This is a genomic window from Algibacter sp. 2305UL17-15 (genome assembly GCF_040720935.1).
GTDB lineage: Bacteria > Bacteroidota > Bacteroidia > Flavobacteriales > Flavobacteriaceae > Jejuia.
In genome coordinates this window covers 207,463-220,601 of the sequence record NZ_JBFDAE010000004.1, presented here as the reverse complement: position 1 = coordinate 220,601, position 13,139 = coordinate 207,463, and the positions used below count along the sequence as shown (strand labels likewise).

Sequence of the window (13,139 nt, the reverse complement as noted above, 5' to 3'; positions counted from 1 at the left end):
AATATCCGTAAAATTTAACAAACTACAACGTTTTCGCCCTACATATATGTTATAAAATCTGAACTTTAAACTATATTTGAAATTAATTTAACTTTTATGGAATTCACGATTAGAAACGCCCAAAAAAGCGACATGCAACAGGTGCATGGTTTGATTAAAGAACTTGCTATTTTTGAAAAAGAACCCGATGCAGTTGAAGTCACAATAAAAGATTTGGAAGAAGACGGTTTTGGAGCGCAACCCCAATTTCATTGTTTTGTAGCCGAAGTAAATTCTAAAATAGAAGGTATTGCGTTAGTTTACAACAGATATTCTACTTGGAAAGGAAGAGCTATTCATTTAGAAGATTTAATTGTAAGTGAGTCCATGCGTGGCAAAGGATTGGGTTCTAAATTACTGGACGAAGTTATTAAATACGGACATCAATTAGGCGTAAAACGTATCAATTGGGAAGTATTGGACTGGAATGAACCGGCTATTGAATTTTACGAGAAAAATGGCGCCATCGTCATGCGCGATTGGGATGTTGTGCAATTAAGCGAAGAGGGCATAAAAAATTATATTTCAAAATTAAACGGCTAAATTGGCTCCTAACTTATTGAGTTATCTTGCGCCAATAACCCAATAACAAATATTTTAATAACATAAAAAAATGCAAATATTTAAGTTTGGCGGTGCTTCAGTTAAAGATGCCGAAGGTGTAAAAAACTTAGCCAAGGTATTGCAAACTGTAGGTTACAAAAACACACTTATTGTGGTATCTGCAATGGGTAAAACTACCAACGCCCTGGAAATTGTAATTAAAAATTATTTTGAAAACAAGGCAGAACTAAAAAGTGCTTTACAGGATGTTATAAAATACCACAACAATATCTTATTAGATGTATTTGATAACGAAACCCATCCTATATTTAAAAAAGTTTCAAACTTATTTAGAGAAATAGACGATTTTTTACGCACCAACAAATCGCCTGATTATAATTTTGTGTACGACCAAATTATCGGTTATGGCGAATTGGCTTCAACCACAATCATAAGTGCTTATCTTGAAAAGATTGGCATAAAAAATAATTGGACAGATGCACGAGAGCACATAAAAACAGACAATTATTACAGACGTGCCAATGTGAATTGGGAAGCAACGCAGCAAAACATTGCTTCAACGTTCAATAAAAACAGAATAAACATTACCCAAGGTTTTTTGGGAAGTGACGCCAATAACTTCACAACAACTTTAGGTCGCGAAGGAAGTGACTATACAGCAGCTATTTACGCCTATTGTTTGAATGCCGAAAGTGTCACAATCTGGAAAGACGTGCCCGGGGTTTTAAATGCAGACCCTCGTTATTTCGAAAATGCGCAATTACTCCACCAGATATCATATACCGAAGCTATAGAATTGACGTTTTACGGTGCTTCAGTAATTCACCCTAAAACCTTACAACCATTACAGCGTAAAGAAATTCCGCTTTATGTAAAGTCGTTTTTAAATCCAGAAAACCCTGGAACAAGAGTTGGTAAGGGCATCACTTTAAAACCCAAAATCCCTTGTTTCATTGTTAAAAAAAATCAAGTATTAATCTCCCTCTCTTCTCTCGATTTTTCGTTTATTGTAGAGCATAATATAAGCGACATATTCGGTTTATTGCATCTTTATAAAATGAAGGTTGATGTCATTCAAAATTCCGCAATAAGCTTTTCAGTATGTATAGACAATATCTATGATAACTTAGAAAAATTGTTGCAACACCTAAAAGCAAAATTTAGCGTAACTTGTCACGAGAACGTTTCGCTTTACACGATTAGACATTATAACACTACTGTTTTAAAGGCACTAGAGGAAGACAAAACAGTATTATTAAAACAATTAACACAAGAAACAGTTCAAATAGTTACAATACCAATTTAATTATAAAGTGAAATAAATAGTTATTTATTACTTTTACAGCCATGGGTAAACAAAAAGATACTGGATTGGTAACCGCAAAAGAAGTCGCAAAAGCCATACAACTTGACAAGTATGGATTTATAGGTACTTTTATAGGTTGGATTTTAATGAAAGTTCTTAAAATATCCACGCTCAATAAAATTTATAAGCGGAATAAGCATTTAGGCGATGTCGAATTCTTAAATGGCATTTTAGATGATTTTCAGATTAAATTCGAAATCCCAGAAGAAGATTTAAAGCGTCTGCCAAAAGATGGTGCGTATATTACAGTTTCCAATCATCCGCTGGGAGGTATCGATGGCATATTGCTTTTAAAATTGATGTTGGAACAGCGCAAGGATTTTAAAATTATCGCAAACTTTTTGTTGCACCGTATTGAACCCCTAAAGCCTTACATCATGCCCGTAAATCCTTTTGAGGACAGAAAAGATGTAAAATCAAGTCTTGCAGGGTTTAAAAATGCCATTATGCACTTGCGCGAAGGACATCCGTTAGGAATTTTCCCCGCAGGAGAAGTATCCACGTATCGCGATGGCAAATTAGTTGTTGACAGACCCTGGGAAGAAGCCGCAATGAAACTTGTAAAAAAAGCCGAAGTGCCTATTGTTCCAATTTATTTTCATGCTAAAAACAGTAAGCTTTTTTACAAATTGTCAAAAATCAGCGACACCTTCAGAACCGCTAAACTGCCTTCGGAACTGCTAACCCAAAAGCGACGCACCATCAAAGTTCGTGTGGGGAAACCTATTTCTGTTACCGATCAAAAAGAACATCATACTTTAGAAAACTTTTCAGAGTTTATCAGAAAAAAAACCTATATGTTGTCCAATGCTTTTGAAGACAAACCTAAGATACTAGACAATATTTCATCGACACTAAAAGGTCCTAAACATCCTAAAAATATAGTTACTCCGGTTGACAATGGGTTAATGACAAAAGAAGTTGATGCACTTAGAAAAGGAGACGCTAGGCTTTTAGAAAGTAAAAATTATGAAGTGTTTTTAGCCCAGGCCGAAAAAATACCGAATATTCTTAGAGAGATAGGCAGACTAAGGGAAATTACCTTTAGGGAAGTTGGAGAGGGCACCAATGAAGCTATTGATTTAGATCCTTTTGATAATTATTACCACCATATGTTTTTGTGGGATAACGAAGCTAAAGTACTAGCAGGCGCTTACAGAATGGGCTTAGGCTCTAAGATATTCGCGAAATATGGTATTGATGGGTTCTATTTGCAAGACTTGTTTCGTTTTGAGCCCGAACTTTATAAAATGATGAGCGAATCCATTGAAATGGGGCGCGCCTTTATTGTCAAGGAATACCAACAAAGACCCATGCCTTTATTTTTACTTTGGAAAGGTATTGTGCATATTACTTTACGCTATCCAGAACACAAGTTTTTAATTGGTGGCGTAAGCATCAGTAATCAGTTTTCAAACTTCTCAAAATCATTGATGGTGGAGTTTATGAAATCTCACTATTACGATCCTTATATTGCGCAATACGTACATCCTAAAAAGGAATTTAAAGTAAAATTAAAAGACGCAGATAAAGATTTTGTATTTGACGAAGCCGAAGCCGATTTAAACAAATTTGACAAGTTTATCGACGAAATAGAACCAGGAGCTTTGCGGCTACCTGTACTCCTAAAAAAATACATAAAACAGAATGCAAGATTAGTAGCCTTTAACGTTGATCCTCTGTTTAATAACTCGGTTGATGGGTTGATGTACATCCGGATTGCCGACCTGCCCGAAAGTACCGTAAAACCAGTAATGGAAGAATTCCAAGCCGAACTGGAACGTAAGCTTTTTGGGAATAATGAGACTTAAAACTTCTGTTTTATTGTATTTAATTGTGGTTTGAATGAAAGCGTTTGAATCGATAAAAGACTATTATAGACCTATTCAACCTTCAACCCGAAAAGAGGGGGATTCTGTTACATATCAAGAACTCGTTCCTGATGTTTCTTTAGAAAATTTCATCTACTGCTATTGGCAGTTAAGAACAAAACAACCATTAGAAAACCCATTCATTTATCGTGTAGTATCTGATGGTTGTATTGATGTTTTCTTCAACCTAAACAATCCCCAAGAAAGTTTTGTTATGGGCTTTTGCCGAAAATACACGGAGTTTCCAATTGGGACTGACTTCAATTATGTCGGCATTCGGTTTTTGCCATCAGCCTTTCCTTTGATATTCAATAGCAACGCAAAAGCATTGAGCAATAAAGATCAGGAATTGAAATTTATTTTACCTGAAATGGCAAAAGCTATTCAGCAACATATAGTGCCACATCAAAATTTCTCTATAGTTTCAGAAAAACTCCATCTCATAATTGCGCCCTATATCGTAAATAAAACATTTGATTTTGATAAGCGATTCTACAATGCACTAAATTTAATCTTTAAAACCTCCGGAAACATAGAAACCGAAAATGGTTTGGATACAGGTTTAAGTCCCCGACAATTAAGACGTGTTTTTAATTTCTATGTAGGCACAACCCCAAAAGCATTTAGTAAAGTAGTACGGTTTCAGCAGTTTTTAAATATGAAACCTTCTTCGCAAAGTTTGAAAGCTCAAAAGTTGTTTTTTGATGTTGGCTTTTACGATCAGGCGCATTTTATAAAAGACTTTAAAACGTTTTATGGTGTTACACCTTCGCAAGCCTTTAGATAGAGTTTGTCCGTTTTATACAATTTCCGTACAGCGTTTGGTTCTAAATTTGTCATAACAAAACATCAGAACCATGAAAACAATATTCATTTTAGCTTTTACAGTAAGTATAGCGCAGAGTCAAGTTGAACATCAAAATTTAAAAACCATGAAACTAAATGCGGGAATCATTACCGAAAAATTAGACGACACGAAAAAATTCTACACCGAAACCCTAGGATTTGGCGTAGCCTTTGAAAACGATTTTTATTTACTCATGCATACACCAAATGGAGCAGCAGAAATTAGTTTTCTAAAACCTAAGCATCCTAGTCAGCAACCTATTTTCCAAGCTCCCTTTAATGGAAAAGGTGTTTATATTACGATTGAAATTGATAACGTTGACGAAGTTTACAGGCAATTAAAACAAAAGGGCACAAAAATAGAGTTTGACATAAGAACCGAACCTTGGGGCGACAGGCATTTTGCAATCGTGGACCCAAATGGAATCGGCATTGACATTGTTACTTATACAAAACCAGAGGAATAATGGAAACGTCAATTACATTACGCAAAGCAAAAAATATAGGCGCAACCATTGAAAAGCGACTAAACGAAATAGGCATTCACACCTTGGCAGATCTTGCAGAAACAACTGCTAAAAAAGCATATAAGAAGATATGCCAAAAACACCCAGATAAAACCATACCAAAGTGTTACTATTTATACTCACTTCAAGGCGCTTTAATGGATTTAGATTGGAGAAAACTTCCAGAGGATATTAAAAAGGAATTAGTGAGTTAGTAAAAAAGAGGCTGTCTGAAAAGTGATTAATTCTTGTCAAACTGGGCGCAGTCGAAGTTTTAACATGTTGAACATCCACGTGTTTCTATAAAGCTATGCTTCGTACCTTCAAAACAAAAAATATTTTGTTTCTCCGCTACCGCTAAGCTCCTGCTTAGCGGCAACAACAGTAAGTAAAACAATCAACCTAAAAACCCAGTACTATCAATCTCTAAAACGGTATGGTCATCTTGAAAATTTCGTGCACTAGAGTATTTCCAATCTACAGGATTGGTAACAAAACCAGTTTCTACAGGGTTATTATGAATATAATCTATCTTTTGTTTTATAACTGAATCAGTCCATAATTCAATTGGCTTATTATGATGTTGCCAAAATTGATATTTAGAACCATTACTTTTCTTTTTTGCAGCACGTTCAAAAAACCATAATAAATACTCTTTTCTGCCTTCTCGCGGATTAGATTCAATAGCTTCAATCATTTTTTTAGAAGTAAAACTTTTAAAATCTCTTAATAATCCGTCTGGTTCATGAATACTCGACCTAAAAATTAAATGCAAATGACTGGGCATAAAACAGTAGGCATATAATTCCATACCTTTCTTGGCTCTACAATAGTTTATGTTTTCTATCAGTACATCAAAATAAGCTTGCCTTGTAAAAACGTCCAGCCAATTTACAGTAGCGAAAGACACAAAATATAACCCTGATTTATTATGAAATTTATAATTTCTACTCATTAATCTAAAATACAAAAAGCTTTTAATTCATAAAAAACAGGTTATAAAAGCTTCCATTTTTCTTACTCATACCGCCACTAAGCTAGAGCTTAGTGGTAGCGAAATAAATAAATTCGTTAAGACTAAAGCCAACTAGTTCAACCTAGAAAAAACAAACTTCATCTCCCTCGCTATTTCCAAACTTCTATTAAAATAGGTTTCGGTTTGCTGTGGTGTCCCATCAGATTCTTTTGGGTCTTCGTAAGTTACTGCTATGCGTTTTTCGCACCCAAAAACCATAGGGCAGCCTTTATCTGCCGAAGAGCAAGTCATAACTGCAGCAAATTCTGAAGCTGGATTAAAAGCATCACTAAACTGTTTTGAGAATGCTATCACAGCTGGTTCGTTTTCTGAAAACTTGATACTGTAAACAGGATTATTTCCTTCTGAAAGTTTATTGATTTTAAAACCTTGATTAATCAAGGTCTCTCCTACTTTTGGGAACATTGCTGTAGCTTCAGTCCCTCCGGAATAACACGATACATTATCGATATTATAATAGGCAGCCATAGTCTGCGCCCAAATTTGGGATAAATGACTTCGTCTTGAATTGTGTGTGCAAATAAAATTTAAACGAATAGATTGCTTAGATTCAATTTTATGTTTTAAATAATCTATTAATGGCTTAAGTATCGCCTTTCTATCTTCTGAAACTTCATTATTATCTAATGAATTTATAGTATTAGAAATAGCGTCAAACAACTTTGTATTTTTCATATGATGTATTGGTTAACAGCATCCTGAACTAGGAGAACAACAAGATTCAACTTTTTCAACAACACTTTCGGCGGCTTCAACAATTTTTTCAGGTACACCGCAAAGTTCTTTGGCTTTACAATCTGTTTTTTCAACGGCTAATTTAAGGATTAAGTTATTGTCCTGTATTTCGAAATCGTTAACAAATAATTGTGCGGTATGGAATGTGGTGTTACTATATTCAAACTTTACCTCAGCCTCTAAAACATATGGTTTCATTTTACCCACCTTGTTTAAAATCCCTAATGCTTTTAGTACAGACATATGCGCTGTTTTGCTTTTTTCCAACGGACTTTCCCAAAGCTGAATAATGGTTTCCTTCCAACTATCAGTTTGCGCGCCACAATCTACAGCATCTACCGTAATGTGCTTTACTTCCGTGATGTGATAGTTTGCGCCCACAAATCTAGTTGGGGCGTATTCAAACAATAAGGTTTTCCCTTTGTTTTCTTCTAATATTGAAAATAATTCTTGAGTTTTCATGGTTTTAAATTTTTATTCAACTGAATGATTTTATAAAATCTCTTTGAGCGTTTAGCAACAATTAGATTTAGTTTTATTAAAAAAACTATTAAGCTGCGATTGAAATTCCTGAAAACGTTCAACATTCAAACAATAGCAAATACTCTTACCTTCAAAATTTCCTTTGAGCAAACCAGCATCGTTTATCACTTTTAAATGCTGGGAAATGGTAGGTTGCGAAAGCCCTATTTCATCTACAATATCATTGCAAATACAAGACTCTTGCTTACTTATATATTGCAAAATTGCAACGCGTGCAGGATGCGCAAACACTTTGGCCATAGCTGCCATAGTGGTAATGTCTTCGGAATAAATATCAAGTTTTGATGCTCCCATAGCTTTAAATTTTATACCAAATAAGCTTCAAATTGATGGGTTAAATTCGTTTCTATTTCATTTATACCTACCAGCTGGCAGGTTTCAACATAAAATAGAACCGCAACTAAGGCTATGCTTATATTTTCTATCTTATCTAAAAAAAATATAATTCAAATTTAACATCAATAATTTTGATATTCATTTGGTATTGTACAAATATACGATTAAAATGTAATATTGCAATATTACGATGTTAAATAAATTAAAAAAAACCAAAAACAAATCTGCTTCTGGCTTTAAACTTTTTATAATCCCTTAAACCAATTCTGGAAATGCTCTCCTAAAACAGGCGTAGGCTTCTTTTCGCCACTTAATGCTCCTATGAGACTTAAAACCCACAATACCAATATTAATATATTGAGTATCCATCCAATAACAGGGATAAACATAAAAACAAGAGATAGGATTAATAATCCTAACATTTGACGAATGTAAAAAGACCCTAATTCAGACCTATCTCCGTTATTCATCACTAGAGCTATAATCCATCCAATTAAGGTAATATGTGCTATAATAGCAACATTTTTACCATCACTTAGCACTTCTTTCGCATCATCAGCAAATTCAGCAGCGGTTTCTTTCGCCTCATTTGCAAATTCTTTTGCTTTTTCTTTTGCTTCCCCTGCTAGTTCCTTAGCGTCATCTGCTAATTCACTTGCTTTACCACTTACTTTATCGGCTGCTTTTTTTGCGCCATCTTTAGCATCGCCTAACATATCATCTAGGTCATCGCTTAAATTTTTTTTATCTGACATTATCTTTAATATTTAATTAGAATTTAAAAGTAATAAAAAATAAACTTACTACTAACTATATGTGTTTCAAAGTTTAAAAACGTTACATTAATTTATCCGAATAACATAATGATGCCTCCAAGAGCGGTAATTATAATTATAAATCGCCTGTAATTTACGTTTGAAATTAGCTTTACCAAACGTGTTCCTAAAAAAAACCCAATAACAACTGCTGGAATTAAGATTAAATTTAAAACCAAGCTTTCTTTGTTTACTGTTTCCCAAACAAAGAAATGAAACGGTAATTTAAACACATTGATAATGAAGAATAACCAAGCAGCTGTTCCTATAAACTCATTTTTGGGAAGACGAACTGCTAAAAAATAAATATTTGCAATAGGGCCCGCTAAATTGCCTATCATGGTTGTAAAACCGGCTAAAAACCCTGCGGTGTTTGAAAACCATTTATTTTGAGGGACGCTGGTAGATTTTCGCTTCTCAAAATACCACATAATCAAAATAGAAACGATGATGATAATAGCCATGATGCGCTTAAATACAAGTTCTGAAATAGCATCGCCTACCCAAACACCAACCAAAACACCAACAATCATGGCAGGCATTAATTTTTTAATAAAACGCCATTGGGTATGTCTGTTATAATAGGTTACCGCCAAAATATCTGCGCCAATAAGCATGGGCAATAAAATTCCTGTGGACGCTTTTTCTCCAAAAACAAAGGCTAGAATTATGATGATAACAATGCCGACACCCTTAATTCCAGATTTAGAAAAGCCCAAAACAAAAGCGGCCAAAAAAACCGCTATCCATTGAAACGTAGTTAAATTATAGGATTGTAAAATGTCTGTTATACCCAAATCATATTATTTAAAAGCAGCATCAATAGGTTCCCAAAGTTCAATTTTATTGCCATCGTTATCCAAAATCCAACCGAATTTTCCGTATTCATACTCCTCTATTTCTCCAACAATGGTTACACCTTCTTCTTTTAAAACCTTAAGCAGTTCCTCTAAATTTTCAACACGATAGTTGAACATAAAATCCTTCTTGGATGGCTCATAATATTTGGTGTCTTCTGGAAACGGGCTCCATTGTGTGGAACAGTCTTTTCCGTCCTTATCTTTCCACCAAAAGGTACAGCCATAATCATCGGTATTGAATCCTAAGTGCTTTTTGTACCAATCTTTTGATGCTTTCGGGTCTTTTGTTTTAAAGAACAAGCCTCCTATTCCTGTTACCCTGTTTTTCATGTCGTTTTGTAAAGAATTATACGTGTTGGTCTATTAATATGGTATTTCCATCAGGATCGTTTAATACTGTACTTGCAGGTCCAGAGGTGCTTTCGTCAGCTTCCTTTTCTAGCTTTATGTTGTTCCTTTTTAAATGTTCTTGAATGGTTCTAACATCATCAAAAGATTCCAATTTAGTGGCATTTTCATCCCAACCTGGATTAAATGTTAAAATATTTTGTTCAAACATCCCCTGAAACAGACCTATTAAGGCATTACCGTTTTTCATGATGAGATAGTTTTTTTCAACATCTCCTGCAAATTGCGAAAACCCAAGGGTTTCGTAAAATTGTTTTGAAGCCTTAATATCTTTCACACTAAGGCTTACTGAAAAAGCACCCAATTTCATAATTTTTGTTTTTTTGATTATTATTTTTTAATAGCTGTTTCGTAAATAGCAATCCATTCCTCACAGGTCATTTTTCTGGTCAATTCTGCTATCAATTCAAAAGGAATTTCATCTACATATTTAAAGCGTACACAGCTTTTCCCCATATCCAGTTTGCGTTTGCTGTGTTTTGGAAATTCGGACACAAACCAATCGTGCAATTCTTTTTTAGCGTAAATGCCGCTATGGTATAAATTCACAGAGTTTTTTTGAGATGCAAAACTCATAAATGGCAAAGGTGTTTTAGGATCGCAATGGTACCCATCTGGATATACTGAATGTGGCACATAATAGCCAATCATTTTGTAAATCATGCCTTCCTCAAAACCCTCAGGTAAATTGGTATTTATAACGTTTCTTAATTTTTTTAAAGCCTCCTGCCTGTCTTCTGGAACTTGCTTGATGTAATCTTCCGGTGATGTAGCTTCGTATTGCATAATCTATTTTATTTACGTTGAAGGATTAACCCTGAAATTAAAGAAATTATAAATCCAAGAATTATAACTGATGCAAACATCATAAATGCCATAAAACCAGGACTGCCATAATCTTTCATTTGTTGCGTTAATTCAGTAGTTTTAACTTTTAGGTCTTCAGCAGATAGTGTCTCGCTCATTTTTTTTACGGAATACTCTAAGTACTGACTTGCAAAATCAGGATTTATATAGCTGGTATAAATATAATCGAAAACAGCAACACCTATGGCAGAAAACAAGGCTATGAGCATCCCGATTGCAATAGCCTTTCCTAAAGATACTTTTCCGTTGTTTACTTTATCTCGATAATGTTTGATGCCGAAATAAACAAACAATAATGAAAGTACCATTGCCGTGTAGCCTATAAGTTCTCCATAGTCAAAATCTACACCCATCCCTAGAAAAAAAGGCAGGCCAAATAACACGAAACCACTTATTAATGCATAAAGTCCGTATTTAAATACTGTATGTTTCATTTTAAACTTATGTATTGATTCGTAAACCAAAAGTAGTTTGATTGGTAGAATTGAGGCTCATACTAAAGTACTAAATTGCTAAGACTTTAGTGGTAAAGCTAATAAAAAAACTGATCTCGGTTGACGAGCTAGTCTTAAATTCCAAGAAAAAAATTCCAAATTCCAAAAAGGAAAAGCGCAATAAAATTAGAGGTGTGATAAAAAACAAAAAGTCTAAATAATATTCAGCTCTTTTGAAATTTGAATGGCCTGCGTGCGTCGTTTTGCGTTTAACTTTACAAGCAAATTAGAAACATGTGTTTTTATGGTGCTTTCTGAAACAAATAACTTTTCTGCTATTTCTTGATTGGATAATCCTAAAGCCACTTCTCTTAAAACTTCATATTCTCGTTTACTTATACCTAATACTTCAATTTTTTGAAGATCTATTTTAGTATTGGAAACCGGTTGTTGCTTTTGAGTTTTCTTATTAATGAATATTCCGATGCTTAAAAAAACAATAGCAATTATTGCCATAACATATTCAATTCTTAAATCGCCACTAATTAAAGTGTACTTACTAAATTGAAATAGAAGCAGCAATGCTAAAATAAGTAGTGAAAAAACGAGTATGGTTTTCTTCATTAATTTATGATGATTTTCATGTCAGTGGGAGTGATATGACGATAGGAGCATTGTATCGAGAACCTTTCGTTAAATTAAATTCTTCTAAGCTAATTTAAAAAACTTCTCGAGACATCATGCTTTGGCGTGACACTCGAAGTGATAATTCTAACAAAATTTCGCTTTAATTTTATCAACAATGGTTTGTGCTAATTTTTCTTTGCTTTCAACCGTCCAACCTGCAACGTGAGGTGATAATATTACGTTTTCTGAATGTATTAAATATTGGAAAGCTTCGGGCAGGTTTTCAATGGCACTTCGACTGCGCTCAGCGTGACATTCGTCAATTACAGAAGGTTTGAACAAGTTTTCAAAAGAGGCTTTTTCGTATTCCAAAACATCCAATCCAGCTCCTAAAATTCTACCAGATTTTAATGCTGAAACTAAATCTTGAGTGACTACGCTTTTTCCTCTGGCGGTATTTAATAACCAAAATGGTTTTTTAAATTGATTGATGAATTCTGAATTCATCATATTAAGTGTTAGGGATGTTTGCGGCGTGTGCAAGCTTACAACATCAACCTTATCTTGAAATTCTTTTAAGCTGACTTGTGTTGCGTTGTTATCGCCAACGTTATCTTTTATATCGTAACACAACACTTCAACATCAAAACCGCGCAGTTTTTTTGCAAAGGCTTTTCCCATGTTGCCGTAACCTATAAGCCCGACGGTTTTTCCATCGAGTTCTATACCTCTATTTTCTTCTCGCAACCATTTACCTTGTCGTACTTCTTCATCGGCTTTATTCAGTTTGTTGAAAAGTGATAATAACATCCCTAAAGTATGTTCACCAACTGCATTTCGATTGCCTTCTGGGGCTGAAATTAAATAAACACCCTTTTGTTCGGCATAATCACAATCTATGTTTTCCAGCCCTGCACCTACGCGACCTATGAATTTTAAATTTGTTGCTGCATCTAAAAATGTTTTATCTATTGTGAAACGACTGCGGATAATAAAACCATCGTACTCATGGATTTTTGCTTCTATGTCTTCTTTTGAAGAGGTGTAATCTTCATGGTTTATAAACCCTAAATCGTTGAGTTGGTCTATTAGTAATTCGTGGTTGGTGTCGAGGTGTAAAACTTTCATTTGAATAACTTAGGTTACAAAAATACGATGTTTTTGCGTTAGGGATTGCAACGGCATCCTTTTTGTGAAGCTATAGAAAGCAAATATTATTGTTTGAAACGAAGTGTTAATTAATTAACGAGATTCCGAAACAAGTTCGGGACTGCTTCGCAGAAAGA

The 13,139-nt window shown here is 34.4% G+C and carries 18 protein-coding genes; 6 read left to right on the top strand and 12 right to left on the bottom strand.

Features of this window, described 5'->3' with window-relative positions; translation table 11 throughout:
* The first annotated feature begins 96 nt into the window (after positions 1-96).
* From ABXQ82_RS06195 to ABXQ82_RS06170, 6 genes are all read left to right on the top strand, one after another.
* Positions 97-582, top strand: coding sequence for a GNAT family N-acetyltransferase (locus ABXQ82_RS06195; RefSeq protein ID WP_367056465.1), 486 nt, complete (start codon positions 97-99; stop codon positions 580-582).
* A gap of 70 nt (positions 583-652) precedes the next feature.
* Positions 653-1,909 (top strand): aspartate kinase, encoded by a 1,257-nt coding sequence (locus ABXQ82_RS06190; RefSeq protein ID WP_367056462.1) that lies wholly within the window; start codon positions 653-655, stop codon positions 1,907-1,909.
* Positions 1,910-1,950: 41 nt separating this feature from the next.
* On the top strand, positions 1,951-3,780 hold the full coding sequence (locus tag ABXQ82_RS06185) for a lysophospholipid acyltransferase family protein (RefSeq protein ID WP_367056459.1): 1,830 nt from the start codon (positions 1,951-1,953) through the stop codon (positions 3,778-3,780).
* 34 nt (positions 3,781-3,814) lie between these two features.
* On the top strand, positions 3,815-4,627 hold the full coding sequence (locus ABXQ82_RS06180) for a helix-turn-helix domain-containing protein (RefSeq protein WP_367056456.1): 813 nt from the start codon (positions 3,815-3,817) through the stop codon (positions 4,625-4,627).
* Positions 4,628-4,772: 145 nt separating this feature from the next.
* A complete protein-coding gene (locus ABXQ82_RS06175; protein ID WP_367056670.1) occupies positions 4,773-5,153 on the top strand; it encodes a VOC family protein in 381 nt (126 codons plus the stop codon).
* Complete coding sequence (locus tag ABXQ82_RS06170; protein ID WP_367056453.1) at positions 5,153-5,407, top strand: TfoX/Sxy family protein; 255 nt, start codon at positions 5,153-5,155, stop codon at positions 5,405-5,407. The genes ABXQ82_RS06175 and ABXQ82_RS06170 overlap by 1 nt, the downstream gene beginning before the upstream one ends.
* Before the next feature lie 182 nt (positions 5,408-5,589).
* Here the strand turns inward: ABXQ82_RS06170 and ABXQ82_RS06165 are convergent, their stop codons facing one another.
* The 12 genes from ABXQ82_RS06165 to ABXQ82_RS06110 all read right to left on the bottom strand — a co-directional run bounded on the left by ABXQ82_RS06165 (position 5,590) and on the right by ABXQ82_RS06110 (position 12,981).
* Positions 5,590-6,147 carry a transposase gene (locus ABXQ82_RS06165; RefSeq protein WP_367056450.1) on the bottom strand — a complete coding sequence of 186 codons (558 nt, stop codon included), beginning with the start codon at positions 6,145-6,147 and terminating at the stop codon, positions 5,590-5,592.
* 132 nt (positions 6,148-6,279) lie between these two features.
* Positions 6,280-6,903 carry a protein-tyrosine-phosphatase gene (locus tag ABXQ82_RS06160; protein ID WP_367056447.1) on the bottom strand — a complete coding sequence of 208 codons (624 nt, stop codon included), beginning with the start codon at positions 6,901-6,903 and terminating at the stop codon, positions 6,280-6,282.
* Between the two features lie 12 nt (positions 6,904-6,915).
* Positions 6,916-7,425, bottom strand: coding sequence for a DUF6428 family protein (locus ABXQ82_RS06155; RefSeq protein WP_367056444.1), 510 nt, complete (start codon positions 7,423-7,425; stop codon positions 6,916-6,918).
* 51 nt (positions 7,426-7,476) lie between these two features.
* A complete protein-coding gene (locus tag ABXQ82_RS06150) occupies positions 7,477-7,800 on the bottom strand; it encodes a metalloregulator ArsR/SmtB family transcription factor (protein ID WP_367056442.1) in 324 nt (107 codons plus the stop codon).
* Between the two features lie 287 nt (positions 7,801-8,087).
* Positions 8,088-8,597, bottom strand: a complete 510-nt coding sequence (locus ABXQ82_RS06145; protein ID WP_367056439.1) for a YtxH domain-containing protein — start codon at positions 8,595-8,597, stop codon at positions 8,088-8,090.
* 92 nt (positions 8,598-8,689) lie between these two features.
* A complete protein-coding gene (locus tag ABXQ82_RS06140) occupies positions 8,690-9,454 on the bottom strand; it encodes a sulfite exporter TauE/SafE family protein (RefSeq protein WP_367056436.1) in 765 nt (254 codons plus the stop codon).
* A gap of 6 nt (positions 9,455-9,460) precedes the next feature.
* Positions 9,461-9,847 carry a VOC family protein gene (locus tag ABXQ82_RS06135; protein WP_367056434.1) on the bottom strand — a complete coding sequence of 129 codons (387 nt, stop codon included), beginning with the start codon at positions 9,845-9,847 and terminating at the stop codon, positions 9,461-9,463.
* A 16-nt stretch (positions 9,848-9,863) separates the two neighbouring features.
* On the bottom strand, positions 9,864-10,235 hold the full coding sequence (locus ABXQ82_RS06130) for a VOC family protein (RefSeq protein WP_367056431.1): 372 nt from the start codon (positions 10,233-10,235) through the stop codon (positions 9,864-9,866).
* A gap of 20 nt (positions 10,236-10,255) precedes the next feature.
* Entirely contained in the window at positions 10,256-10,711 is a 456-nt protein-coding gene (locus ABXQ82_RS06125) for a DUF1801 domain-containing protein (protein WP_367056428.1), read from the bottom strand.
* A gap of 8 nt (positions 10,712-10,719) precedes the next feature.
* Positions 10,720-11,226 (bottom strand): DUF4199 domain-containing protein, encoded by a 507-nt coding sequence (locus ABXQ82_RS06120; protein ID WP_367056426.1) that lies wholly within the window; start codon positions 11,224-11,226, stop codon positions 10,720-10,722.
* 213 nt (positions 11,227-11,439) lie between these two features.
* On the bottom strand, positions 11,440-11,850 hold the full coding sequence (locus ABXQ82_RS06115; protein ID WP_367056423.1) for a response regulator transcription factor: 411 nt from the start codon (positions 11,848-11,850) through the stop codon (positions 11,440-11,442).
* A gap of 147 nt (positions 11,851-11,997) precedes the next feature.
* Positions 11,998-12,981 carry a 2-hydroxyacid dehydrogenase gene (locus ABXQ82_RS06110; RefSeq protein WP_367056421.1) on the bottom strand — a complete coding sequence of 328 codons (984 nt, stop codon included), beginning with the start codon at positions 12,979-12,981 and terminating at the stop codon, positions 11,998-12,000.
* Positions 12,982-13,139 lie beyond the last annotated feature (158 nt).